Here is a 24,692-nt window from a genome sequence, read left to right as displayed (position 1 = left end):
CCCTCAAGCTGAGGGATTCACCTCCAAGAAATTGATCTTACTTTTTTTCATCTAAAGAGAATCCCTCTATTTATGATGAACATGCTGAAGAATAACTTGTTTTATCTGAAAATTATCCATCTCTGCGACAGTCCATGTAAATTCTCCATGTTCAATCACATCACCGGTCTCAACCGTCGTACCTTTATGATATTGAATCCAACCTCCAATGGTGTCCAACTCTTCATCACCCTCAAAGATGAAACCAAACTGCTTCTCTAGTTCGTCCAGGAGGACACGACCGTTAATCACATACTCATGCTCCCCTGTTTTTTGTATATCCGCTACTTCATCCGCATCAAATTCATCACGAATTTCGCCTACAATTTCTTCTAATATATCTTCCATAGTAAGAATGCCGGATGTCCCTCCATATTCATCAATAACGACGGCCATATGCACTTGTTGCTGCTGCATTTTGATCATGGCATCCTGAATTCTTGTGTTTTCAACAACATAGGGAAGTTCCCGAATGAAATCCGAAAGCTTGCTTTCTTTTTTAGCAACAATATAAGGCAGCATTTTCTTCACATTCACTACCCCAACAATCCGATCTTTGTCCCCTGCCTCAACGACAGGATAACGGGAGTAATTGTATTGATCTAGAATAGGAATGATATCTACATACTCCATATCCTGATCTATAGTAATCAGTTCCGTCCTAGGAACCATGATGTCTTTGGCAACGCGTTCGTCAAAAGAAAAAACATTTTCCATGTAGGCAAGCTTCGTCTGGTTAATCTCGCCGCCTTCATAACTTTGATTCATAATAATTCGCAGCTCATCTTCCGAATAGGCCTGATCGTGTCCCGCAGGCTTAACACCAAAAGCACGAAGAAGGACACGTGACGCCCCATTTAATGTCCAAATGAATGGATACATCACCTTACCAAACCAATAAAGGGGTGCAGCAAGCAGCATCGTCATCTTCTCGGCGTATTGAATCGCTACTGTCTTCGGTGCCATCTCTCCCACTACCACATGCAGAAAGGTTACGAAAATAAAAGCAATCGCATAAGAAGCAGCAGAAGCAATCGATTCTGGTACTTGTAGATAATTAAATAATGGATATAATAAGCGTTCAACCGTCGGTTTTCCTAGAGCCCCAAGTCCGAGCGCCGTAACCGTAATACCTAATTGACAGGCTGAAAGATAATAATCTAGATCCGCGACGACCTTTTTCGCCAAGACTGCTTTTTTATTGCCTTCGGCAATGAGTTGGTCGATTTGAGACATACGTATTTTAACAACAGCAAATTCGGATGCAACGAAAAAAGCAGTGAGTCCAATTAATATAACAAGCAAAAATAAATTCGTAATGGTTACAATATCCAATGACTTCCCTCAGGCTGAGGGATTCACCTCCAAAAATAGTTTCATTCTAAGTGAGTTCATTATCCTCTTTGGACTGTCGGTAGCATAAAGAAGACTACCCGCCTGGAATGTGGATGCATATAAATGATTCCACAGCCCATTTTCGAATCGGTTTACATCCGCAATTTGATAAAAATGCAAAAACGCCTTCCCAATGAGTTCTACCTCCTTTTTTGTGCTCCATAATGAATAAAACAAGAAAACCATACAGCTCAACGTAACGGTTTGCTTGTTTCAACGATACCATATAATCTAAGAATCTCTAAACTTACCTATATTACAATTTCGTAAGAGAACTGTAAGTTAAAAGATTAGCACGTCATCTTTGCATCTCATTATAATTAAAATTGGTAAATGACCCTTAACCTAAGGATTTTAATCCCACTTGATTTGAAAGGATAATACCTGATGACCAAGAAAACAAAACGAACCCTAATTAGTGTTATCACATTGATTGCACTGGCTGCTTTACTCGCGGGGGGTTACTATTTTATTTCTATCGCAAATGAACTCGGAGACTTACAAAAAACAGGAGAAGACTCGCCTTTTTACAATATTGAAAAGGTAGATCAGGACTCTGCCATGGAGCCCCCAGTTTGGGAAGGCGATGAGTCTGTAAACGTGCTTCTTATGGGGGTGGATGCGAGAGGTTTCTCTGAGGGCGAGATCCCACGGTCTGATACGATGCTAGTGGCTTCTATAGATCCAGTTACGAAGAAAATCTCCTTGTTCTCTTTGTTACGTGATACATACACCACAATACCGAACCATGGAAACAATCGAATTAATACGGCCATTACCCATGGTCCAGACATAGCAATGCAAGCGGCAAGCGATCTTTTAGGAATCTCCATTCAGTATTATGTGTATACCGACTTCCAAGGCTTCATCAAACTCGTGGATGCAGTGGGCGGAGTGGATATCGATGTAGAAAAAGATTTATATTATGTAAGCAAGGCAGATAACCATGAATACGATATTGATCTCAAACAGGGATATCAGCATCTTGATGGAGAAAAAGCATTAATGTATGTCCGTTTTAGACATGATGCGATGTCGGATTTTTCTAGAACGGAAAGACAACGTAAACTGCTGGGAGCCATTGCTGAGAAACTGAAAACAACATCATCCATTGCAAGGCTTCCCTCGATCCTGAAGGAAGTCAACCCATATATTGATACGAACCTTACATTTAATGATATCTGGAAGCTTGCCGCTCTTGGGGTTCAAAGCAATCTCCAAGCTACTGAGCAAATACCTCCTATGAATTTGATTAAAGAGACAAAGATTGGCGGTGCAGCTGTTCTTACCGTCAAAGACCCAGATGAACTAAAAGCATATGTTCAAGAAGTACTCGGCTCCGGACAAGATTCCGCAGATCATGAAGAAGATGTGGCAAATAAAGAAGATACAGAAGTAATTTCAACCTATTAAAAACAGCCATTTTCCGATAGGGTACCGGGAAATGGCTGTTTTTTCAGTTAGCAGAAGAATTGGCCGCTGGCTTTGTCTTAGGCAAAGTTGCTGTTGTTGCTGCTTTCGTCTCATATTTATCCCAGCGCACAAAATTCTCTAGGATAATCACCATGACGACGCCAATGATCAGTCCATTAGATAGAATTGGTGTTAGCAGCGGTGGAAACTCGGTAAACGCAGAAGACGGTATATTCATGATGCTGATTCCTATGAGTACCGGAAGAGCCACACGATAGATCGTTTTGGGATTGAAAACTGCCCCTTGGAACGTCCGAATCGCTGTACCAAACATCTGCAAGTAAGCTGCAAAGAGCACTGCATTTCCTACGGATAAAGGAAGCTGCGCTAACCATCCGCTGAGAGAAGGAAATACCCCTACCAAGATAAACATGACGGAGCCTGCGAATAGTGCAGCTCGCCGCAATACCTTCGTATTTTCAAGAAAACCAATAGAGGAAGCAAACGTACCAAAAGGAATCAGACCGAGACAACCGCCCAGAATGGAAAAGAGATTCGTAAACAAAAATGATCTTCTGTACTGTTTCTCTGTTGTTTCTCTCTGATACATTTTACTCGCTGCAATTAAGCTCGTTAAGGTATTCGTCATATTCACAAGGCCCGCGATCAGACCAACTACGATAATTCCTGGCTCCAGCTGCGGTGTTCCCCATGGGAACCAGTGCCATACTCCATTTGCTCCTTCAGCAACAGAGCGTGCACTCTCTCCACCTCCGAATAAGATCGCATAAGCAATCCAGCCTACAACAATTCCGCTCAGCAAAGAGAACTGTCCGAATTTACCTTTCCCTTTAATATGAATAATGGCGACAACCACAATAATAAAGAGTGACAAACCGGCAAGCGACAAATCCCATTTCCCTGTCTGATCATATCCGATCATGCCTTTAAAAAAGGTGTTAGCCAGCTGAAATGTGAGCAGAAGCAAGTACACACCCATAACAATTGGCGTAAAAATACGCTGAAGCACTTTAAGAAAGCCGCACAGCGTAAGGATAATTACGAGTATACTTGATAAAACAAAACCGCTGGTTAAACTTGCTGCTACCGAACCGAGAGAAAGCCCCATCGCAGGTGCAGACGCGCATATACTGAGCACAAGTCCCCACCACACGCCAGCCGGCCCATCCATCAGTGCATAACGATGCCCCCATATCACTTGTACGATACAGAGAATTCCGGTCAGTATGAAGGAACGCTGCATCGACCCCGCAATCTCACCCGGCGCAAGCCCAAGTGCATGACCAATGGATAGTGGTACCATAACTGTGTTTGTAAACAAAAAGAAAAGCCACTGCACACCGGCAAGCAGCACACTAAATGAATATCTTGATTTCAACTGATCCATCATTTCTATTTCCCATCTTTCACTATCATAATTACGTAATCCTGTATATCTTTATTTAGCCCCTGCCTGTTCTAAAATGGAAATGATTTCAGTGTAACCATGCCTCTTGGCATGCTGTAAAGGCGTAACCCCATCATTGTCGGCCAGATTAACATCCGCTCCATGAGAGACAAGCAGATTCACAATTTGGGTATGGTTTACCCCGCCATCGCCTAGAATGACAGCTTCAAGCAGAGCAGTCCATCCTAAATTGTTGACATGATCAATATCTACATCCGAATGCTGAAGTAAATACTCTACAATCTCCACATGACCTCGGTCAGCAGCAGGAATAAGAGCAGTTCCGCCAAAACGATTCGTTATGCGGGTATCCGCTCCAGCTTCCACCATGAGCTTCACGATCTCTAACTTTCCCTCGGCACCTGCATAGAGCAGTGGATTGTCATTCCGTTGATCCCGGAGATTGAGATCAGCCCCTGCCTCAATCAATGCTTTTACCGTATCTTGCTTATCGTTATGAGTCGCTGCCAGGATCGCTGTCCGTCCCTTGGCATCTGTTGTATTTATATCTACACCTGATTTTAGTAACGCTAAGACTCGGTCTGTTTTACCACGTTCAGCTGCCTTGATTAGTTCTGTTGGCATCACTTCTCCACCTTCCTTGTTTACTTCTTCCCTGGATGGTTCATTCGAAGGATGATTACAACCTAAAAGCATGAGTACAAGTACACAAATGATTCCTGCTCCAGGCAACCTCACATTATCCCTCCATCCCTATGCTATGTTTGTATGGTATCATGAGCATAACTATATTAAAAATATTTAATACCTTGCAAAAGTATATGGAATTCATATAGATATCGATAAGGAGAGCATACCTATGGATATTAAGCAATTACGTTATTTTATCGCGCTTGCAGAAGAACTGCAGGTGACTTCCGCTGCACAAAGACTCCACATGTCTCAGCCTCCGCTTAGTCAGCAGCTAAAGATGATGGAAACGGAACTCGGTGTACCGCTGTTTCATCGAAATGGACGTCACCTTGAGATTACCTCTGCGGGTAAAACACTGTATGAGCATGCACTCAGCATCACACGGATGATGGAAGAAGCGAAAGCTGAAGTGAAAGAATCGGGAATTGGTGTACGAGGTAAACTTTCTATAGGAATTAATACACTATCTGATGAGCGGCTCCCTGAAATTTTGAGTGCTTTTCGCACCCTTTATCCCAAAGTAACCTTCAAAATTCAGCAGAATGAGACAAACATACTCGCCAAATTAGTAAAAGAAAAGATCCTTGATGTAGCGATTGTGCGCCTCCCCATTTCACTTGAAGATTATGATTACGCGATTGTAGGCGCAGAACCTTTATACTTTGTCACAGGAAAAGAGGATTCCCCGCCTCAATCGGTCACAGCAAACGGTGCTATTTCCTATGAGGCCATTTCGGAATATCCACTTATCCTCCCTAGCACGGAGGGACTTGGACTCTATCATTTAATCTTGGATCAATTTCATGCTCGGGGACTCTCCCCTGCTATTGTCGGAGAATGTTCCGATATAGGGATATTGGTAGAACTTGTAGCTTCCGGTTTTGGGGCATCTATACTCCCGCGTTCCTCATTACACCGATATGATAACCGTGATATTCAGACATATGAAATTAATGGTCCTCAAGCCACCTCTAGTTCTGCCGTGATCTGGCTAAAGCAGCATTATCTCAGCAAGTCCGCTCAAAAACTAATTGAGTTACTTACTTCCTCTTCATCTATATCTTCTTATAACTAGATCCAAAAAGTCGGATATGCACGATTACTCCGCATGTTGTTGATGATGAGTGCGATGAGCACGATGATCAGAGAACCAATAAGTACAGGTGAAACAAGATAACTCCAACCATATCCGCCCAGCATAATAATGATGGGGTCTGCTCCAGCTGGCGGATGGGTCGTCTTTGTTAACATCATCAGTGAAATTGCTAAGCCCACAGCAAGTCCAATCGCCCAAGGTTTAGCACCAATGAGATGGTAGGCTGCTAACCCAACGAGTGCCGATACAAAGTGACCGCCGATAATATTACGGGGCTGAGATAAAGGAGCATTCCATACACTAAATGCGAGTACACAGCTTGCTCCAAATGGAGCCATTAACCATTCAGAAGAGGTCATGCTTGTGAGAAATGCTAGAATCGAGATGGTTAAGAATCCCCCGATCAGTCCAGTTAGTGAATCTTTCACATCAATTTGCAGTGGACTGCTGCCTGCTCCTTTCATTTTTAATAGATACCCTTCGACGTTCATCCGTTTCATGGCTTACCTCTTTCCTTATGATTTTCTTTATACACAAAACCAAATTTCTTCAGAAAAGTAAAGAGTTTTTTTCCGAAATAAAAAAACCAACTCATAAAATGAGCTGGTTCAAAATAAGTGAATTATCCCTTTATTTCATTTGAAGATAATTATTTGATATGACTCCAAGTGTGTTCGAATGAAGACACAGCTGAGTCAGCATCGGATTAATGATAATAATCATTCTGATATCATATCTTTCTAAAACGTTTTTGGTTATGATGTAATCGTTATCAATTATATTGCCGAGGTGAACTATGAGGTATAATAATCCCGTTATTAAAGGTTTTTACCCAGACCCTAGTGTTTGTAAAGTCGATGATACCTACTATCTTGTGTGCAGTTCCATGCAATATTTCCCCGGAGTCCCCATTTTCGAAAGTAAGGACCTTGTTAACTGGAACCAAATCGGTCATTGTCTAACAAGAAAAAGTCAGATTATGCTTGATAGAGTGAATAGTTCTGGTGGTGTATTTGCCCCTACCATCCGTCATAACAACGGACGATTCTATATGACTACTACTAACGATACGACACATCAGAATTTCTATGTATGGACTGATGATATTTATGGCGAATGGTCTGAACCCGTCTATATCGATCAAGACGGAATTGACCCTGATTTATTTTTTGATAATAACAATGTCTATTTTATGAGCAACGGATCAGACGAACATGGCATAGGTGCTATTAATCAGTGTAAGATCGACATTGAAACAGGTGAAAAGTTAACTGCAAGCCAATCCATCTGGAGAGGTACGGGCGGACGCTTTTTAGAAAGCCCGCATATGTATAAAATAAACGACTGGTATTATTTGATGGCTGCTGAAGGTGGAACTGAATTCGGTCATATGGTTACATACGCCCGTTCGAAATCACCTAATGGACCTTTTGAAGCGTATCCCCTCAACCCTGTTCTGACAAATCGTAATTTAGGAGGATATGAGATACAAGCCGTCGGGCACGGAGATCTTATCCAAGATCACGATGGAAACTGGTGGCTCCTTCACCTTGGATTCCGTCAGATCGGCAAATGGATTCCTTATCATCATCTGGGACGTGAAACATTCCTTACTCCGATTACCTTCGGTGAGGATGGTTGGTTTACCGCAGGTCACGAAGGTACCACGATCACCTCTTTTGAAACAGACCGTATTCCAGGTCGTGTGGTTCAGGAAGAGAAAAAATGCTATACCTTCGAAAATACGAACTGGGATATAGACTGGTGTTATCTTCGTCTGCCTCATTCTGAGAATTATCTGTTTAAAAGTGACAGCCTGAAGCTCATGGGAACGGAAGTGACGCTGGATCAGGCGGACTCCCCTTCTTTTATTGGTATTCGGCAGAAAGATTTCAAAGCGCGCATTTCTTGCGATATAACCCTCTCAGATGGAGAGGCTGGTATCACACTTTATATGGATGAGAATCATCATTATGATCTGGCTATACGCAAAAATGAAGATAACTATGAGATCATTGAACGCCTGAATATCGGAGACATTAAGTCTGTTGAAAAAATGGTCTCTATCAATAATGACGATCATGCTACCTTAGTTATAGAGGCTGAACATGAGCTTTACCGTTTTTATATCCAAGAAGGCAGTAACTTAATACCCTTTGGCAAAGCACAAACAAAATATCTTTCCTCCGAAGTAGCAGGAGGCTTTACAGGGGTAATTATCGGTTTATATGCTTGTGGTACAGGCTCTATTGCTGAATTCTCTAATTTCAGATGCGAGTATCTATAGGCTTGCAACGAAGATATAAATTAAAAATACGTCAATCAGCCAGGCGACTATTATAGTCGCCTGGCTGTGATTTTTCTCCGTATGCTATATCTTGGTATCCCTCACACTCAGCTATCAAGACTTATTGTGTACTTGCTATTTAAAACCATTGGGAAAATCATTCTCCATCCTTTATTTGCGAACCACTGTGTACCCTTTATCCTGAAGTAGCTTAATAACGCCATGTTCACCCAAATAGTGTCCTGCGCCAACAACGATGAAATACTCTTCTTTCTTGTCGCTTTTCAGGTAACCGTCAATGTTATCCGCCATCAAGATATTTCGATCAATCAACATCGCTTTATAAAACTCTGGTTCGACAGCCATGCTGTTGGTGAATTCAAGTAACATTTCATCATTCCCTGATTTCCACATATCGGCCATTTGGTCCACACTAACATCAAGGGTATCAAAATCGTCTAGCGCAGTCTTCAAATTCCGCTCCTGCAGCTCCTTGGAGAAATCATCAAACATGCCAAGTTGGGACTCATAGGATTCTAGCTCCAGAACTGGTATTTTGCGCTCCATCGCTTTCTGGATGAAATACAGATCAATACCTGCAGCCGCTTCGTACCCTGCTGTCATTGTTTTCAGTGTAGTGATCGTTGTCTCGACTACCCAAGGCTTATATGCATCTAGTGCGTTCTTTTCCATTCCATTTTGCTTTAGAATTTCTTCAAGCTTCGCATAAGTTTCCTTGGACACATGGTCCTTCAGCGTAGTTCCATCCTGGTACATTCCCATATTCGTAATCAATTTTTGCTGCTCTTCATCTACGGCTTTGCTAATATCGATCTCTACACCTAAATAATCCGCTTCAGCAAAAGCTTCCTCATACTCTGAACGCAGTGGGTAGAAACTATCATCCGCAATATGCATCGATCCTACGAGATACACGGTATTCCCGTTGTTCTTCACTTCCCACATGAAACCGCGAGCAGCTTCACCCGTTGTCTTGGAAACCAAAAGTACAGTGCGGGAGTTTCTATCCCAGTGTACTTCGTAACCTGCGGCTTCTCCCACCGTACGAATTGGGACATAGGTTACACCGTTAATCAGCTTCGTCTTACTTTTCAGCGTGATCTGCTTGCCGTCTACAACCGCTTGAATAGTTCCATCCTGGACATGGGACAGCTTAACATTTAGAGCCTCGAGTGTTGCTCTCAGCGGCACCATCGTTGTGCCCTGGTCAACTATAGGTGTACTTGTTGCAAATTCAACTTTTTGATCGTTTATCTTTAGTACCGGTTGCTGTTGTGCAGCTAATGCAGGGGCCGCTGTGGCGAGCATACCTGCTGAAATAATGAGCGATAAGAGCGATTTTTTCCAATGGTTCATGTTAGATTCTCCTTCATTTATGAATAATAGAATGTAATCCAGTAGTACCTTAAATAAAAAATCAACTCATTTTTATTACATTTTAAAAGCCTTCATCGCCTTACGAAGTTCCGCTACGCTCGGACGTTTACCATACATCAGTACACCCGTACGATAAATCTTCGCTGATAACCAGCCGAAACCTAAGATCGCTGCAATCAAGATGACTAACGATACCCAAATCTGCCAAACTGCAATCTCTCCCATTCCGACCCGAAGGATCATCACCGTTGGAGCAGTGAACGGAACATAACTTGAGATTTGAACAAGTAAGCTGTTCGGCGTTCCCATACTGAAGATCCCGATATAGAAAGCAGCCAGAGACAGCATCGTCATAGGCGTAAGCGCCTGACCTAAATCCTCTGTACGACTGACAATGGAACCAATCGCAGCAAACAGAACCGCATACAAGAAATAACCAAAGATATAGAATAATAGACCGTAAAAGAGCACATCAAGATTAAGTAAAGTTAAATCAATGTTCATGGAACTGAGCATTTCTTTATTATGAGGCAACATGAGATTTGCGAAGATGGTAAGTCCGAAGATCCCAATCTGTGTCAAACTCAGCAAGAAAATACCGATAATTTTACCGAACATTTGTGTCAGTGGAGACACACTGGTGATAAGGATTTCCATAATCCGTGAGCTTTTCTCTGCGGTAATTTCGGAAGCAATCATATTCCCTGTCATTACGGTAGAGAAGAAAAATAGAATCATGAGCACATAGACAAATGCATAGTTTACACCTTGTGAAGCGGCATCCTCTGTATCTGCAGTGCCTGATCTATTTTCTACATTGATTTCTTTCGTAATCAGAGATACCGGTGTGCTGATATCTGCAATCTGTTGTTCGGTAAGCGAGTTCTGTGCGATCACTTTTGTTTTCGCATTTTGAATGGCAAGTTGCAGCCACGTTGCCACTTCGGAAGATACATCCCCACCCGGAGAATAGTAGGTTGCTATAGGTGAAGCAGATCCTTCCATATTCTCAAGGGTTACATATCCATCAATAATCTCATCATTTATATCCTGGCTTAGCTTCGATTCGTCCGCTGATTCGTAGGATACAAGCTTAAATACAGGAGTAAGGAGACCGTCTGTATAGAGCTTTAGTTCATCCCCAACAGCTTGCTGCTCAGGATCTGTTATCACAAGACCAATGGATGGAACCTCCGCACGTGTAGCGTTGCTGTTCTCTTTTTCTTCACCTGTAAAAGAGGAAATAATATAAGGAAGATTCATACCAATCGTCATCAGAATCACAAGGATGAGGGTCGTCACTTTAAAAGCTTTGGTCTTTGCCTTTTGCTTGTAGGTAAATCCGATAATCGTCCCCAGTTTATTCATTACCTGTTCCTACCTCCTTGATAAAGATTTGATTCAGTGTAGGTTCTTTGATCTCAAAATGCTCCACTGTGGCGGTTTGTAATGCTTTTTGCAGCACAAGCTGAGCCGCCTCCATGGAACGAATTGTAATCAGATAGCCCCGCTCCATTTGTTCCACCTTCGTAACACCCGGAAGCAGCTCCAGTCCACTCACCTCTTCTGAAGTGATCAGACGTACCTGTTCCCGCGGGTATCTAGATTTAATCTCTCTAATACTCCCCTCTACTACGGAATTACCGCGGTGAAGTATGGTGATATTCTGACACAGCTCTTCGACGTGCTCCATTCGGTGTGTCGAGAACAAGATGGAAGTCCCTTCATCTCGCATTTCTTTTACCGTTGATTTCAGCAGTTCCACATTAACGGGATCAAGACCACTAAATGCTTCATCTAAAATCAGGATTTGCGGGCGATGGACAACGGCAGCGATGAATCCCATTTTCTGCTGATTCCCCTTAGAAAGTTCTTCAATTCGTTTGTCGTAATACTCGGGTACCTCAAATTTCTCAAGCCAGTATTTTAAGCTCTCGTCTGCCTCTTTTGCTGACATTCCCCGTAGACGTCCCAAATAATTAATCTGTTCACTTACCTTCACCTTCGGATACATTCCACGTTCTTCAGGCAAGTAACCCATCAGGTGTTGAAGTTCAGGACTGAATGATTTGCCGTTGTAGCTGATCTGTCCCCCATCAGGATAAATAAGTCCAAGCACCATACGCATCGTTGTCGTTTTCCCTGCCCCATTGGCACCAAGCAATCCATAGATTTCCCCTTCTTTCACCGAAAGAGTGACCCCATTTACGGCAAGTTTGTCTCCATACTGCTTCATTACTTGGTTCAGTTCGAGTCGATTCATTTGATATGCTCCCCCTTTTTCATTTCCCACCCTGCAGGTCCGTGCCCCTGAATCCAGTACATTAAAATTTCCTCCAGCTCCAGTACTCTTGCTTTCAGCGGCAATAGCCCCGCTTCCTCTAACACTTCAAGTACATCAGCTGCACGCGTTGTTACTATTCTACGAATTCGTTCTGTTTCCTCTGACCATTCCAAAACTCCAGGCAAATGAGCCGGTTTGATCTCCCCTTCGTACCAAATCTCTCGCCAGCTATCCAGCAAAAGATCCTTCTCCACCATACCGAGCGTCTGTCCTTTGTGTATGAGGATAATGTAATCTGCCAGCTTTCTGATCTCATCAACGATATGAGTCGCAATAATAATCGTACTGTCTCCTCGCTGCATGAACAGCTGAAGCTCCGTAAGCATCTGCTTCCATGCGAAAGGGTCGAGCCCCGAAGAGGGTTCATCCAAAATCAGCAGTTTAGGCCGAACAGCCAGCGCGGCGGCTAACTCAAACTTGCGCCGTTCTCCCTTGGACATTTTCTTTAATCTGCTGCCTCGGGGTACCTCAAACTTGGTAAGCAGTTCTTCGAATAAAGCGGCATCGAAGCGGGGATACCAGAATGCTCGGAATTCGGCTGCTTCTTCCACCGTAAGTCGATCTTCCTCTGGACTTGAATACTCGGTGACTGATCCTATTTTTTCACGAATCTCTGGAGGAAGTTCCTTCTTATCATACTGCTCACCAAACCATAAAATGTGTCCTGCTTCAGGAAGCACAACTTTCTGAAGCATACTCAGAAGGGTCGTTTTTCCTGAACCATTCGGTCCGACAAGAGCATAAATATATCCTTCAAGAAGTTCTAGATGAATGGGTCCAATCGCTTTTCCCTTTCTTGATTTATACACCCCTTGCATGGAGATTACTGAGTGTTCGGTCATTTCTCTGTCTCCCCCTTCTCCGTATAGAATTCATACATCACTTCAGAGAACCAGTGTTCCAGTTCTTCACGAGTGCTGCCGACCGATCTGCCTACTTTCACGGCCTGAATCAATGCCTCTCTTACTGCAGCTTGTTTATAATCTTCTTTTTTATCTATCCCTACCTGAGCAACAAAAGTTCCTGTACCTTGCTTCGTACGGAGCAAACCTTCATTCTCCAGATCTTGATATACTCTTCGGACAGTAATGACACTACAGCTAAGATTGCCTGCAAATTCACGAATCGAGGGCAATAATGTCCCCTCCTTGATTTGGCCAGTAATAATAAGCGATCGCAATTGACTCTCTATCTGGGAATATAAGGGTTCAGCGCTGTTCTCATTGATTTGTATAGGTATGTGCACGCGATGCATCCCCCTTCTCTATAAAAATAATTTATATTTCTCTACTATATTCAGATTCACTTCCTGTCCTCGAATAAAGTGAAGACAGATATTAGCTTACATCTCGTAGTAACAATTTTTTCTTCGTACGCTTAAAAGAGAATGTCATTAGGAGGATTCCAGAAACGAGCATGATCCACATCCCTGGAGCGAGCAACCCCCACTTCTGACTATGCTCTATCGAAAACTGAATCAGGTTCCAATCAAGTATAGCTGCCGTGAGTGCAACGAAAGATAGAAATACAAAACTAACGACGCTTAACAAAAAACAATATTTCCCATTTACTGCGAACTCTGAGTATATATAAAAGGCGTTAGCAACAACTCCATACCCGATCCATAGTAGTGAAAAGGCGAGAACCTGATCAAACCTAAAATGTTCTGCCCGCAGGGTGAGAAAATAGATCACAGTAAAAAAGATAACGCTATTTACGGCAAAAGCAACCAGCATCTGAAATATACGACTCCATATAATGGTAGATGCAGGAATGGGTAATCTTCGCATATACGATAACATCTGTGTGTAGGAGTCATCCTGTATATAACGAAATGATCTTCTCGAGAAGAAGAAACCTAAAAACGGGACAAACAATAGGAATATATTATGCACTACCAACGTATAATCCTGCGCTCTCATTTCTCTTAACCCCGTACCGGTAAGGAAGCTTCCGGTAATTGCAGCGCAGTATAGAGTGAATAAAATTGTCCAGATCCAGTTCAGCCGATCTCGCTTAAAATCCGTTCTGGTCAACCACCAAGCTTGCTTCCATGTTGTCGAATTCATGATTCCATCCCCTTCACCGAAACTAGGTGTGATTACTGTGTATATCTTTATACACAGTATATAAACTATAGCTTGTCCTCGTCAACCTTTTTTTTTCATAAAATAAAAAAATGACTATAAAGCCTATGAACACCTAGTAAGAACACCAGGACAGTAATAAGAACCGCATTTTTTCGCACAAAAAAAGGAGACGCTTGTCTCCTTTGCTCGTATTTCATTATTCTTTTGCTTGTTCATTCACACCATTAATCATTCATGCCTTATATCTTTAAGCACCTATAATAACTTCCCAGACAGGCTTCGTATGTCCTCCTGGATAAAGGATATAGAGCAGTGTATACACAAGGACCCCCGTTGTGGCAGTAAAAAACCAGATCATGGAGGTTACTCTACCGAGCCGCCTATGTTTCGCATATTTTTCTTTGTAGCCCCATAAAAGAGTTGTGATTCCGAATATAGCTCCCACGGTAGCCATTACAATATGAAAAATAAGAAACACTTGATAGAATAATTTCAAATCATCTGGACCGCCCCAAGCTGTATTTCCTACAATGATTGTGCGCGAACTGTAGATAATGAAGAACAGAATCGCTGCCCAGGCACCGGCAAGCATCATTTTCTTATGCGCTTCTCGTTTCCCACGGATAATAAGTACCCATCCGATCCCCACCAGTACTGCACTTATCACGATAAAAGCCGTACTTAGTGTAGGCAGCCAAAAATATAAATCCATGTTCTTTCCCCCCGTGTTCTTCATGCTGGTGAATCTTACGCAATCCCCTATATTCTGTCTACCTGCTTACGATACGTTTGGTATAATCTCTTCCTCTTCGAGTCGTTCTTTCTTGTACCACTGAAAAAAGACATACGCGAGCATAATTCCAAAAATCAATTCTTGGATCATCTTCATGATCACTCCGCCTACCTGCTGATCCTGCTGTGCATTCGGTAACAAATTAAAGTAAGAGGGTCCGCCAACAGATTGCAAGAGGATCTGAGGATCACCCGAGTAACAGTATCCCATCGCAGCTGCCCAGACGTTTGGATCACTGTAAGTTGCAAAAAGCGGTTCTGAAGCAAAGATAATAAGTCCGCAGGCAGGTGTAAGCAGTACCATGTTCAGAAAAATAAACCCAATCTTAGCAAGGCTCGATCCCCTGTCCCGCTCAGGAACAGGATGCACTAATGATCCCCACATCAGGAGCGACGCAATGAATAGAACAATGTAATAAAGTCTATGAACCGCAAAGTTCAGCATGACGTAGTCATGCACGACCGGTATATGATAGACCGAAAATAGTCCGTTAAATAAAAGTGCTGCCACAATCGGTTTTCCTAGAAAAGAAAAAAATCTTATCAGTGGATAGTCAAGAACTTTACGCCAAACCCAGGACGGAATCCCTCTCATAAGCAGCGGCGGTGCAGCGATATAGGACAGCGCCATACTGATCATATGAAAGGTGAACATGGTATGTCCCAGCAAGCTAATCGGACCGCCCTGTGCCATATAGAGAATAAACATCCCGCATACAAACATGACCTTCTGCCGTGAGGTCGTCTTCTCCGCAATTCCTGCACCATAAGCAAGTGGGCCAACCAATACAAAATAAAGTGCTGTCAATATAAGCATCAAAGCCAAAAATAATGGACTCCATACGTCCTCAAAACTAAAGTATTCTAGTCCGAGCATAATTTCCCTCCTGCCTTGCTTCATGACAGTAAATAAATGGATTTATGAAAAGGAGAAAAGGCAGCGAAAAAGATTCGCCGCCTTCTACTGTCTTTACCACCATACCCAAAATAAAGCGGTAATAATGGCCGTAAAGGCCACGAAAAATCCGAATGCCATAAAGATGAGAGGAATAAAATGTCCTTTGTCTTTCATGTGCATCCAGTATGCCATCTGGACAACCACTTGCAGGACCGCCATGATGAGCAAGAGAATGACCGTAAAGGTACTATTCACTCCGCCTGCAGCCACTGCTCCAAAAGCGATCAAAGTTAAACCTATGGAGAAAATGAAGGCAACCACATGCTTTTGCGGCCCTTCCGGGCGGTGGCGATGCTTGACACTGTTATTGCCAGCCTGTTCATGACTTGCCATGGATTAAACCACCTTTCCGAGCAGATAAACGACCGTAAAGATGAATACCCATACCACATCGATAAAGTGCCAATAAATTGCCGACACATAGATCTTTGGTGCGGTGACGACCGTCAACCCTTTTTTGTACAGTTGCCCTATTAGTATGCTAATCCAAGCTATACCAAATGCTACGTGAGCACCGTGGAATCCAACAAGTGTATAGAAGGCGGAACTAAAAGCACTTGTTGTCATACCAAAGTTCTTGTGAACAATGTATTCATAGAATTCATAGATCTCTAAACTAAGAAAGCCGAGACCAAGGATAACTGTAACAATAAGCCAGAGAATCAGTTTTTTAACATCATGTTTGTGCATGGCTTGAATAGCGAAAACACTCGTTAAACTACTCACTAACAGAATAAAAGTGGCAGCTCCCACAAGGGGCAGATGGAATAGTTCGTTTGCTGTAGGACCCTCTACTGTCTGATTACGAAGCGCAAGGAAAGTAGCAAACAAAGTACCGAACAGTACCGCTTCTCCTCCAAGGAAAAGCCAGAAACCAAGGACCTTGTTACGTCCTTCCAGTGTTGCTTTTTCAGGTTCGTGAGGCAGCTGACCGTTTACAGCTTCTGTATGTGGCGATGTCATAGCTTAGCCCCCTTATCTTCCAGTTCCTCCGGATCAATATGCCATCCATGATCATCGAACAAGGAACGTACTGCCATAGATCCGAATGTTATGAGAAGACCAATGATAACTACGATATAATTATGGAACATGAAGTTCATAAATCCGTTGCCAAACTCGTCTTTTGAGAACATGAAACCCAAACCTGCGATGAAAATCCCTACAGACATCAGGAATGGAAGCGGTGTGGCAGAAGGCATATGAATTGGACCAAGCGGCTCTGCAGGTGTCATTTCTGTATTGCCTGCCATTTTTTCTTTCCACCAAGCATCAAGACCACGTACCAACGGAATTTGCGTAAAGTTGTGTTCTGGAGGCGGAGATGGAATGGACCATTCCAGTGTACGGCCATCTTCCCAAGGATCATTAGGTGCATCCGCTGGTTTTCTGAAAGTAATAACGACATTAATTAAGAACAAAATAACGCCGATAGTCATCAAAAATGCTCCGATGGTACTAATATAGTTAAGTTCATCAAAACCTTGATCCGGCGCATAGGTTGCAACCCGGCGCTGCATTCCCAAGAGACCGAGGAAATGCTGAACGAAGAAAGTGAGATGGAACCCAATAATAAAGAACCAAAATGTAATTTTGCCAAGCTTCTCATTAAGAAGACGTCCAAACATTTTTGGCCACCAGTACGTGAGTCCTGCAAATATCCCCAGTACGAGACCACCCACAATAACATAGTGAAAGTGTGCTACAACGAAGTATGTATCATGGAACTGGAAGTCCGCAGGTGCAGATGCGAGCATAACACCCGTCACCCCGCCCATTACAAAAGTAGGTATAAAACCGATCGCATACAAGTTCGCTGTTGTAAAGCGAATCTGTCCTCCCCACATCGTAAAGAGCCAGTTAAATATTTTGATACCGGTTGGTACCGCAATCAGCATGGTAGAAATAGAGAAGAGTGCATTAGCAATCGTACCGAGACCGGTCGTAAACATGTGATGCGCCCATACCATGAATCCCAGGAATGCAATTAGGATAGTTGCAAATACCATGGAGCTATAACCAAATAATCTTTTTCTTGAGAAGGTAGGAATAACTTCCGAGATAATACCGAAAGCCGGCAAGATCAGGATATACACTTCGGGATGCCCGAAGATCCAGAATATATGCTGCCATAATACAGGGTTACCGCCGCCTTCTATACTAAAGAAGTTCGCGCCGAGAATCCGGTCAAAAGTTAGCAGGACAAGCCCTACCGTAATAGCTGGAAAAGCAAATAGGATGATAGCGGATGTAATAAAAGTAGTCCAAGCAAACATCGGCATCCGCATAAAGGACATCCCTGGTGCGCGCATCGTAATAATCGTAGCGAGGAAGTTAATCCCCCCGATCAACGTACCAAGTCCTGCAATCTGCAAACCAATGGTGTAAAAATCAACCCCATGTGTCTCACTGTAAGCGGAACTTGCCAGCGGCACATAAGAAGTCCATCCGGCATCCGGAGCTCCACCCATCACCCAGCTTAGGTTCAGCAGGATTCCTCCGAAGAGAAACGTCCAGAAACCTAATGCATTAAGGAATGGGAATGCTACGTCCCGTGCTCCGATTTGAAGAGGGAGGATTGCATTCATAAAAGCAAAGATAATCGGCATAACGCCTAGGAAGATCATCGTTGTACCGTGCATAGTAATCAGTTCATTAAATACCTGTGTAGTAACGATCTCGCTATATGGTTCCATCAGCTGGATACGGATCAAGATCGCTTCAATACCGCCGATACCAAAAAACAGAGCGCCTGCTATTAAATAAAGTACTGCGATTTTCTTATGGTCAACCGTCGTAATCCAATCCATCAGTCCGGTATACCGTTTAACCGTATGAGCGTGAGCCAACGTTGTGTACCTCCTTCTCAGTCCGCACTGTTTGTTTCATAATCGAGCTTATAGCTCGCCAAGTATTCCGCAATGGCATCAATTTCTTCTGTCGTGAGTCCAAGATCAATAGGATCCGGCATTTTGTTGCCTGGTTTCACTTTTTGCGGATCATGAAGCCACTGCTTCATGTTATCTTCAACAGAAGCTCCCTCTTGACCTTCACGTTCATTCAGAAGCATACTGGCTACCGATTCTCTGTTGCCGATTCCTGTAAGATTTGGACCGACTGCTGTCCCTTGATCTCCTACAGCGTGACATGTTAGGCAAGCAGATCTAAATTTCTCTGCGAGCATTTCATCTTCAGGAAGAACGGCCGGAGCTTTCATAGAAGCAACCCAGTTATCGAATTCTTCCGGGCTAACTGATTTGACTTTGAATTCCATAAAAGCATGAGATGGTCCGCATAACTCTGCGCACTTACCCCGGTAAACGCCTTCATTTGGTGCGGAGAAATGGAACTTGTTTGTTGTCCCTTTTGTATCGTCATCCCCTGCAAAGTTGGTATCAATCTTACCGGAAAGGGATGGGACCCAGAAGGAATGAATTACATCATTACTGTCAAGGACAAAAGAAATCGTCTTGTTCGTTGGAATAATAAGATCTTGTGCGGTCGTCACACCCAAATCTGGGTAACTAAATTCCCACCAGTATTGGTGAGCAGTTACTTTGACCTGTAGGGCATTTTCGTCTTTGGTGTAGTCTTTACCGAGTGCGGAGAGCTGTCCAACTGTAGGAATAGCGAGTACAATAACAAGAATGAGCGGAATCACAGTCCAGATCACCTCAAGCTTGAAATTGCCTTCAACTTGTTCCGGTACTTCAGTCTGTCCTTTTTTGCGTCTGAACTTGACCAATACGTAAGCTGCTATGGCAAATACCACAAGCAATACGACGATCATGATCGTTATAGCAAGTTTCATCAAATCAAGCTGACCTTGCGCTACAGGACCTTGCGGGTTCATTACAGATAAATCCTCTCGACCACAAGCGGACAACAACAATAAAGAGAATGCTGTCAGTAAAAGGAGGATCCGTTTTCCGTACTGCCACCTTTTCATCACCTATCTACCCCACTTTTCCCGTTTTCGCTGATTACCATCTGGTTCCAGAAAGCGATTATTCTACCTGTTCTAGTACCTTTGTTGTAATCCTGTCAATTAATACAATCACTTATTAAATATAAGTTGACGTCATGTTTTTGTCAATCTTTAGACACATGTTCACAAATTGTTCACTAAGTCTAAAAAACCGCGCCACTGGCCGATTTGTTAACGATTTCAGTTCACTCTGAACCGGAGTTTGTCCATTGTTTTCTTCCAATTTACGGATAAAACGGGAGGTTTCGAGTTATTTTTCCAGTAAGTTAATTTATGTATTTTAGTGCAAATAAATAGATATTAAACCTAGTATCATTTTATAGAGTCTACTCCCTATTCTATGCGGTGATGCCCAATTATCCTCCAAGTATTTTCTATATTTATCCATCATTTACCACAAAAAAAGAAAACCCGCTTCGTGATAGAGCGGGATTCCTATCCACTTCCCTGCGACTTGGTCGGTTAGCTTGTTAGCAGCAACGGACCATCCCTGGTAATCGCTACCGTGTGCTCATATTGAGCACCGATACTTCCATCTGCTGATCTGACTGTCCAGCCATCTTCTTCCCAATAAACAGCGCCGGTTCTTCCCATGGTTAGAACAGGTTCGACGGTAATCACCATACCTTCAACCAGTTTCATCCCTGTTCCTTTCTTTCCATAAGGAAATACATCCGGCTGCTCGTGCATCAACCTGCCAATTCCATGTCCAACAAGCGGTTTAACAATGCCGTAACGCCATAGTTTTACATTTTTCTCAATGGCGTATCCAATGTCACCTATCGTTTTACCCGGAACGGCTTCTTCAATACCCAAGAACATGGCTTTCTCGGTCCGACGAAGAAAACGCTGGGTTTTTGAATCAATTTTTCCGATGGCATAGGTCCACGCAGAATCTGCGAGCCATCCATCCTTGTTAACAACCATATCAATGGTGACAACGTCCCCAGATTTCAGCAGCTTTTCACTCGGAAATCCGTGACAGACGATATCGTTTACCGACGCACAGGTTGCATAGGGATAACCTTTATAACCTTTTTGTTCAGGAACCGCTCCATTTCGAGCGAGAAAGGTTTCTACGAATTCATCAATCTCTTTGGTTGTGGTACCTGGGGCAAGTTTTTCCTCAATTTCACGATGACATGCTTTTAAGATTCGTCCGGCCTCACGCATGTAACCGATCTCTTCTTTTGTTTTAAGCTTCACCGACATTCGGCCGCCCCCTCTACATTTATGGAATCCTTTCCATATATATGCTGAGAAGGGCGCAAAAAAAACCGCCTCTCTGCTTTCAAATTCATCAGGGTGGCGGTTCTATACAAAACAAAGCAATATAATCAGCATATACAACGGGAATGCCTTACAAAAAACGAATCAGGAGACTGAGGAATTCAGTCTAGTTAATTCACGCTCAACCACAAGCGTCAGTTCCTCTTCATACCCTCCTGTTATCCGGTATTTTTTCACATACTCCTTCACGAATTTTTTAGGATCCTTCGGCCTGAATATACGAGTCATTTCCCGTAAACTTTCTTTGACCTCATTATGACCTTTTGTTGCCATGATAACTCCCTCCCAAAACGTTGAAAGTGAATGCTCCGTTTAGAGATGCAAAAAGAAAGATCTAAATTGATACCATGAAGAAGTGTGCGCGGCAATATTCAGCTTTAGGCCGGGACTCCTGAGAAGACAGGTACCTGACACTATACATACCCGATATGATTCTTATTGAATCACACTTCTATTGTATCATATTCAAAGCAGTCGTACAGCTTTACAACTATATAAAAAGTAATTTTTTTACATTTTATCTACCAGAGTTCGATTTTTTGTCTCTATCAGCTTTACTTTCCTTTATGGTTATTGTCTCTCCACTTGGAATAATTATGTCTGAAACTGGTTACCTTAGAGCCAGAAGCCTGGTGCTTCACGATATTAATGAAATAATGATTTACTACTTCTTTCAAGGAGGCATTCCAATCATGAGCGGAAAAGACAAGGACATGCTCCCGATATCCAAGGAAACAGTTGAGGTTGACGGAGTTTATACCAATGAACGTGGTCTTACAGAACATCTTCACAGAGGTCAACATTTCCCCTCAGATCCTGTTCTGGGTGTGACAGAGTGGGAACTAACCGAGTTTACATTCGAGAATCATCATGAGGGTATCACGGATCCTAGGTTGGTACCGAAAGAAAATGACACAGACAAACAAGGGAAAATCACTAACCCAAGACGTCAGCGTCAAGGCGGAGATCCTTCCTAAACGCTTTTATTTAGATGAAACATTTCTCAAGTATTGTGTTCAAATATCTCCTCCCCCGTCATATGCTAACTTATAGCACCTTGTACAAAGGGAGGAAGAAAAAGATGTCTCCGTTCAAATCATCTACAGGTCTTGATGAGAATATTGCTGCTGCAATTTGCTACCTATTCACCTTTATAGGAGCAATTGTGATGCTTGCACTGGAGAAACGCAGCCGATATGTGATGTTTCATGCTCTGCAATCTTTGTTTGCTTTTGGATTTATCGTAGTTGGCCACATTCTAAGCGGACTTGTCCCTCTATTTGGCCCACTCCTCGCAGCGATGTTATCTCTGCTCGGCTTTGTAATATGGATTGTGATGTTAGTAGCGACACTGCAAGGAAAGTGGCTTAAACTGCCTCTTGTTGGGGATTTAGCCGACAAACAAATGCGTAAACTGTAATAAAGGATGTATCATCTCATTAAACACCTTAGTCTTTCATCAGATAAATGTTTAATGTAATTAAAAAGCCGGTTACATGATCTGAAAGAGATCATGTAACCGGCTTTTTGCTTTTTATATGAGTGTCATGCCTTAAGCCGCTTCTTCACCAGTAGACTTGGTTCCAGGAACTTCTTTTGCCGGACCCAGCCCGTTAAAGATGAGATTCATGAAAATTGCCGTGAAGCTACCCACTACAATTCCGTTGTTTAATAGAATCCCTGCCTCTTCTGGCAGCTGTGCGAATAATTCAGGAACAACCGTAACACCAAGACCCATTCCTACAGAACAAGCGATAATCAGCAGATTCTCATAGCGATTAAAGTCCACCTGTTCAGCTAGCATCCGAATACCGGAAGATACCACCATACCGAATAGTGCTACCGTAGCGCCGCCGAGTACCGAATGAGGAATCATCTGAGCGGTTGCTGCAATCTTCGGTACAAAACCAATGATAATAAGCAGTCCGCCAGCCACCGCGATGACGTCGCGTGTCTTCACGCGGCTCATCTGCAGAAGCCCTACATTCTGAGAATACGTTGTATAAGGGAATGAATTAAAAATACCACCGACAACAATCGCAAGACCTTCTGCACGATATCCGCGGGCTAGATCTTTCGAACTTAGATCTTTGTTCAAGATTTTACCCAGAGCCATAAACACACCTGTCGATTCTGCGATACTGACAATAGCGACAAGGATCATCGTTAGAACGGCAGAGATATTAAATTTCGGTGTCCCGAAATGAAACGGCTGCGGCGCACGGAACCAGCTTGCATCTAGCATCGGTGTTAAGTCAACCTTACCGAAGAAGCCTGCAACGATGGTACCTACGACAAGACCGAGCAGAATCGAAATAGATTGCAGGAAACCTTTTGTGAAACGATTCATGAGAATGATGAAAATAAGAACCCCAAACCCGATACACAAGTTCTGAATGCTTCCGAAATCGGGCTGATTTTGACCGCCCCCAAGATCATTCAAAGCAGTTGGAATCAGGGTAAGACCAATGATGGTCACTACCGATCCGGTTACAACAGGCGGGAAGAACCGGATCAGCTTACTGAAGAATCCGCCAAATATCATAACGAATAATCCCGATGCGATAATCGCCCCATAAATGTAGGACATGCCAAAGTTTTTTCCAATGAGAATCATGGGAGCCACGGCTTGAAATGCACAACCGAGCATAACCGGAAGTCCGATACCAAAATATTTACCTCCCCATACCTGCATTAACGTGGCAAGTCCACAGGCCAACAGGTCAATTGCAATGAGGTAAGTTAATTCTGACGAAGATAATTCAAGCGCACTGCCCACGATCAGTGGAACAATGACAGCCCCGGCATACATAGCCAGAACGTGCTGAAGACCAAGTGAAAATGTCTTCGCAGGATGACGATGACGATCGAATATTCGCTCACGGGACATTAGACGTTAACCTCTTCTTCTGCAAAAGTAACCTGTCCATCATTGAGTGCAGCTAGACGAACAAGTGACTCTACACGGTACCCTTTCTCTTTCAAAAGTTTACCTCCCGGCTGGAATGCCTTCTCGATCACGATACCAATACCAACAACCTCTGCTCCTGCCTGCTCTACAATCCGAGCAAGCCCAAAAGCCGCTTCGCCGTTCGCAAGGAAATCATCAATAATAAGTACTTTATCCCCAGGCTTCATGAACTTTTTAGCAACAGTGATTTCATTGGACTCCTGTTTTGTAAAGGAGTATACCTTCTCAACCAGAATATCTTCACGAAGAGTCAGTGATTTTTGTTTGCGTGCAAAGATAAGCGGTACTTCTAGTTCAAGTGCTGTCATAATGCCAGGTGCAATACCGGAGGATTCAATCGTCAGTACACGAGTAATTTCTTCTCCTTCAAATCTCCGAGTAAACTCACGGCCTACCTCTTTCATCAGGATCGGATCCATCTGATGGTTCAGGAAAGAATCCACCTTTAATACTTGATCCGACAATACAATTCCTTCATTCAATACTTTTTCTTTTAATAGTTTCATCAT

The 24,692-nt window shown here is 43.0% G+C and carries 25 protein-coding genes; 5 read left to right on the top strand and 20 right to left on the bottom strand.

The window, feature by feature from the left end; translation table 11 throughout:
* Positions 1-66: 66 nt before the first annotated feature.
* A complete protein-coding gene (locus tag H9647_RS12075; RefSeq protein WP_191800161.1) occupies positions 67-1,374 on the bottom strand; it encodes a hemolysin family protein in 1,308 nt (435 codons plus the stop codon).
* A gap of 447 nt (positions 1,375-1,821) precedes the next feature.
* Between H9647_RS12075 and H9647_RS12070 the strand changes: the two genes are divergently transcribed.
* A complete protein-coding gene (locus tag H9647_RS12070) occupies positions 1,822-2,847 on the top strand; it encodes an LCP family protein (protein WP_191800159.1) in 1,026 nt (341 codons plus the stop codon).
* 43 nt (positions 2,848-2,890) lie between these two features.
* Here H9647_RS12070 and H9647_RS12065 read toward each other — a convergent pair whose 3' ends face one another.
* Both H9647_RS12065 and H9647_RS12060 read right to left on the bottom strand, forming a co-directional pair.
* The gene (locus tag H9647_RS12065; protein ID WP_191800157.1) at positions 2,891-4,258 is read right to left on the bottom strand and encodes a uracil/xanthine transporter; all 1,368 of its coding nucleotides are present in this window, start codon (positions 4,256-4,258) and stop codon (positions 2,891-2,893) included.
* Positions 4,259-4,306: 48 nt separating this feature from the next.
* Positions 4,307-4,900, bottom strand: coding sequence for an ankyrin repeat domain-containing protein (locus H9647_RS12060; protein ID WP_191800365.1), 594 nt, complete (start codon positions 4,898-4,900; stop codon positions 4,307-4,309).
* 235 nt (positions 4,901-5,135) lie between these two features.
* Between H9647_RS12060 and H9647_RS12055 the strand changes: the two genes are divergently transcribed.
* Entirely contained in the window at positions 5,136-6,044 is a 909-nt protein-coding gene (locus H9647_RS12055; protein ID WP_191800155.1) for a LysR family transcriptional regulator, read from the top strand.
* Here the strand turns inward: H9647_RS12055 and H9647_RS12050 are convergent.
* On the bottom strand, positions 6,041-6,565 hold the full coding sequence (locus H9647_RS12050) for an HPP family protein (protein WP_191800153.1): 525 nt from the start codon (positions 6,563-6,565) through the stop codon (positions 6,041-6,043). The two genes, H9647_RS12055 and H9647_RS12050, sit on opposite strands and share 4 nt — an antisense overlap.
* A gap of 296 nt (positions 6,566-6,861) precedes the next feature.
* Between H9647_RS12050 and H9647_RS12045 the strand changes: the two genes are divergently transcribed.
* Positions 6,862-8,352 carry a glycoside hydrolase family 43 protein gene (locus tag H9647_RS12045; protein ID WP_191800151.1) on the top strand — a complete coding sequence of 497 codons (1,491 nt, stop codon included), beginning with the start codon at positions 6,862-6,864 and terminating at the stop codon, positions 8,350-8,352.
* A gap of 171 nt (positions 8,353-8,523) precedes the next feature.
* Here H9647_RS12045 and H9647_RS12040 read toward each other — a convergent pair whose 3' ends face one another.
* The 14 genes from H9647_RS12040 to H9647_RS11975 all read right to left on the bottom strand — a co-directional run bounded on the left by H9647_RS12040 (position 8,524) and on the right by H9647_RS11975 (position 21,485).
* Entirely contained in the window at positions 8,524-9,729 is a 1,206-nt protein-coding gene (locus tag H9647_RS12040) for a TraB/GumN family protein (RefSeq protein WP_191800149.1), read from the bottom strand.
* A gap of 75 nt (positions 9,730-9,804) precedes the next feature.
* A complete protein-coding gene (locus H9647_RS12035) occupies positions 9,805-11,118 on the bottom strand; it encodes an ABC transporter permease (RefSeq protein ID WP_191800147.1) in 1,314 nt (437 codons plus the stop codon).
* Entirely contained in the window at positions 11,111-12,013 is a 903-nt protein-coding gene (locus H9647_RS12030) for an ABC transporter ATP-binding protein (protein WP_191800145.1), read from the bottom strand. Before H9647_RS12030 ends, H9647_RS12035 begins: the two co-directional genes overlap by 8 nt.
* Positions 12,010-12,936, bottom strand: coding sequence for an ATP-binding cassette domain-containing protein (locus tag H9647_RS12025; protein ID WP_191800143.1), 927 nt, complete (start codon positions 12,934-12,936; stop codon positions 12,010-12,012). Before H9647_RS12025 ends, H9647_RS12030 begins: the two co-directional genes overlap by 4 nt.
* The gene (locus tag H9647_RS12020; RefSeq protein WP_191800141.1) at positions 12,933-13,340 is read right to left on the bottom strand and encodes a GntR family transcriptional regulator; all 408 of its coding nucleotides are present in this window, start codon (positions 13,338-13,340) and stop codon (positions 12,933-12,935) included. The genes H9647_RS12025 and H9647_RS12020 overlap by 4 nt, the downstream gene beginning before the upstream one ends.
* A gap of 91 nt (positions 13,341-13,431) precedes the next feature.
* Positions 13,432-14,163, bottom strand: a complete 732-nt coding sequence (locus H9647_RS12015; protein WP_191800139.1) for an ABC-2 transporter permease — start codon at positions 14,161-14,163, stop codon at positions 13,432-13,434.
* A 268-nt stretch (positions 14,164-14,431) separates the two neighbouring features.
* A complete protein-coding gene (locus tag H9647_RS12010) occupies positions 14,432-14,896 on the bottom strand; it encodes a DUF420 domain-containing protein (protein ID WP_191800137.1) in 465 nt (154 codons plus the stop codon).
* Positions 14,897-14,962: 66 nt separating this feature from the next.
* Positions 14,963-15,853 (bottom strand): cytochrome c oxidase assembly factor CtaG, encoded by an 891-nt coding sequence (gene ctaG, locus H9647_RS12005; protein ID WP_191800135.1) that lies wholly within the window; start codon positions 15,851-15,853, stop codon positions 14,963-14,965.
* Between the two features lie 93 nt (positions 15,854-15,946).
* The gene (locus H9647_RS12000) at positions 15,947-16,267 is read right to left on the bottom strand and encodes a cytochrome C oxidase subunit IV family protein (RefSeq protein ID WP_191800134.1); all 321 of its coding nucleotides are present in this window, start codon (positions 16,265-16,267) and stop codon (positions 15,947-15,949) included.
* A gap of 3 nt (positions 16,268-16,270) precedes the next feature.
* Positions 16,271-16,897: a cytochrome (ubi)quinol oxidase subunit III gene (locus H9647_RS11995; RefSeq protein WP_191800132.1), complete on the bottom strand. Its 627-nt coding sequence runs from the start codon at positions 16,895-16,897 to the stop codon at positions 16,271-16,273.
* Positions 16,894-18,744 carry a cytochrome c oxidase subunit I gene (gene ctaD / locus H9647_RS11990; RefSeq protein ID WP_191800363.1) on the bottom strand — a complete coding sequence of 617 codons (1,851 nt, stop codon included), beginning with the start codon at positions 18,742-18,744 and terminating at the stop codon, positions 16,894-16,896. The genes H9647_RS11995 and ctaD overlap by 4 nt, the downstream gene beginning before the upstream one ends.
* Positions 18,745-18,800: 56 nt before the next feature.
* Complete coding sequence (coxB, locus tag H9647_RS11985; protein ID WP_191800130.1) at positions 18,801-19,886, bottom strand: cytochrome c oxidase subunit II; 1,086 nt, start codon at positions 19,884-19,886, stop codon at positions 18,801-18,803.
* Between the two features lie 498 nt (positions 19,887-20,384).
* Positions 20,385-21,134, bottom strand: coding sequence for a type I methionyl aminopeptidase (gene map / locus H9647_RS11980; protein WP_191800128.1), 750 nt, complete (start codon positions 21,132-21,134; stop codon positions 20,385-20,387).
* Between the two features lie 162 nt (positions 21,135-21,296).
* Positions 21,297-21,485, bottom strand: coding sequence for a hypothetical protein (locus H9647_RS11975; protein WP_047911489.1), 189 nt, complete (start codon positions 21,483-21,485; stop codon positions 21,297-21,299).
* Between the two features lie 419 nt (positions 21,486-21,904).
* Between H9647_RS11975 and H9647_RS11970 the strand changes: the two genes are divergently transcribed.
* On the top strand, positions 21,905-22,189 hold the full coding sequence (locus H9647_RS11970) for a transposase (protein WP_191800126.1): 285 nt from the start codon (positions 21,905-21,907) through the stop codon (positions 22,187-22,189).
* A 104-nt stretch (positions 22,190-22,293) separates the two neighbouring features.
* Entirely contained in the window at positions 22,294-22,632 is a 339-nt protein-coding gene (locus tag H9647_RS11965; protein WP_191800124.1) for a DUF4870 domain-containing protein, read from the top strand.
* Between the two features lie 132 nt (positions 22,633-22,764).
* Here the strand turns inward: H9647_RS11965 and H9647_RS11960 are convergent, their stop codons facing one another.
* Together H9647_RS11960 and H9647_RS11955 are read right to left on the bottom strand one after the other, a co-directional pair.
* On the bottom strand, positions 22,765-24,102 hold the full coding sequence (locus H9647_RS11960) for a nucleobase:cation symporter-2 family protein (RefSeq protein WP_191800122.1): 1,338 nt from the start codon (positions 24,100-24,102) through the stop codon (positions 22,765-22,767).
* Complete coding sequence (locus H9647_RS11955; protein ID WP_191800361.1) at positions 24,102-24,689, bottom strand: xanthine phosphoribosyltransferase; 588 nt, start codon at positions 24,687-24,689, stop codon at positions 24,102-24,104. The genes H9647_RS11960 and H9647_RS11955 overlap by 1 nt, the downstream gene beginning before the upstream one ends.
* Between the last annotated feature and the right edge of the window lie 3 nt (positions 24,690-24,692).

It is taken from the genome of Paenibacillus gallinarum (assembly GCF_014836635.1).
Taxonomy (GTDB): Bacteria; Bacillota; Bacilli; order Paenibacillales; family Paenibacillaceae; genus Paenibacillus; species Paenibacillus gallinarum.
This window is presented reverse-complemented; position numbering and strand designations above follow the sequence as displayed.

What these genes read in the sequence shown, in the direction of transcription:
- H9647_RS12070 (WP_191800159.1), top strand. Translation starts at nt 1,822, where the DNA reads ATGACCAAGAAAACAAAACGAACCCTAATTAGTGTTATCACATTGATT.
- H9647_RS12065 (WP_191800157.1), bottom strand. Translation starts at nt 4,258, where the DNA reads ATGATGGATCAGTTGAAATCAAGATATTCATTTAGTGTGCTGCTTGCC.
- H9647_RS12060 (WP_191800365.1), bottom strand. Translation starts at nt 4,900, where the DNA reads ATGCCAACAGAACTAATCAAGGCAGCTGAACGTGGTAAAACAGACCGA.
- H9647_RS12055 (WP_191800155.1), top strand. Translation starts at nt 5,136, where the DNA reads ATGGATATTAAGCAATTACGTTATTTTATCGCGCTTGCAGAAGAACTG.
- H9647_RS12050 (WP_191800153.1), bottom strand. Translation starts at nt 6,565, where the DNA reads ATGAAACGGATGAACGTCGAAGGGTATCTATTAAAAATGAAAGGAGCA.
- H9647_RS12045 (WP_191800151.1), top strand. Translation starts at nt 6,862, where the DNA reads ATGAGGTATAATAATCCCGTTATTAAAGGTTTTTACCCAGACCCTAGT.
- H9647_RS12040 (WP_191800149.1), bottom strand. Translation starts at nt 9,729, where the DNA reads ATGAACCATTGGAAAAAATCGCTCTTATCGCTCATTATTTCAGCAGGT.
- H9647_RS12035 (WP_191800147.1), bottom strand. Translation starts at nt 11,118, where the DNA reads ATGAATAAACTGGGGACGATTATCGGATTTACCTACAAGCAAAAGGCA.
- H9647_RS12030 (WP_191800145.1), bottom strand. Translation starts at nt 12,013, where the DNA reads ATGAATCGACTCGAACTGAACCAAGTAATGAAGCAGTATGGAGACAAA.
- H9647_RS12025 (WP_191800143.1), bottom strand. Translation starts at nt 12,936, where the DNA reads ATGACCGAACACTCAGTAATCTCCATGCAAGGGGTGTATAAATCAAGA.
- H9647_RS12015 (WP_191800139.1), bottom strand. Translation starts at nt 14,163, where the DNA reads ATGAATTCGACAACATGGAAGCAAGCTTGGTGGTTGACCAGAACGGAT.
- H9647_RS12010 (WP_191800137.1), bottom strand. Translation starts at nt 14,896, where the DNA reads ATGGATTTATATTTTTGGCTGCCTACACTAAGTACGGCTTTTATCGTG.
- ctaG (WP_191800135.1), bottom strand. Translation starts at nt 15,853, where the DNA reads ATGCTCGGACTAGAATACTTTAGTTTTGAGGACGTATGGAGTCCATTA.
- H9647_RS12000 (WP_191800134.1), bottom strand. Translation starts at nt 16,267, where the DNA reads ATGGCAAGTCATGAACAGGCTGGCAATAACAGTGTCAAGCATCGCCAC.
- H9647_RS11995 (WP_191800132.1), bottom strand. Translation starts at nt 16,897, where the DNA reads ATGACATCGCCACATACAGAAGCTGTAAACGGTCAGCTGCCTCACGAA.
- ctaD (WP_191800363.1), bottom strand. Translation starts at nt 18,744, where the DNA reads ATGGATTGGATTACGACGGTTGACCATAAGAAAATCGCAGTACTTTAT.
- map (WP_191800128.1), bottom strand. Translation starts at nt 21,134, where the DNA reads ATGTCGGTGAAGCTTAAAACAAAAGAAGAGATCGGTTACATGCGTGAG.
- H9647_RS11975 (WP_047911489.1), bottom strand. Translation starts at nt 21,485, where the DNA reads ATGGCAACAAAAGGTCATAATGAGGTCAAAGAAAGTTTACGGGAAATG.
- H9647_RS11970 (WP_191800126.1), top strand. Translation starts at nt 21,905, where the DNA reads ATGAGCGGAAAAGACAAGGACATGCTCCCGATATCCAAGGAAACAGTT.
- H9647_RS11965 (WP_191800124.1), top strand. Translation starts at nt 22,294, where the DNA reads ATGTCTCCGTTCAAATCATCTACAGGTCTTGATGAGAATATTGCTGCT.
- H9647_RS11960 (WP_191800122.1), bottom strand. Translation starts at nt 24,102, where the DNA reads ATGTCCCGTGAGCGAATATTCGATCGTCATCGTCATCCTGCGAAGACA.
- H9647_RS11955 (WP_191800361.1), bottom strand. Translation starts at nt 24,689, where the DNA reads ATGAAACTATTAAAAGAAAAAGTATTGAATGAAGGAATTGTATTGTCG.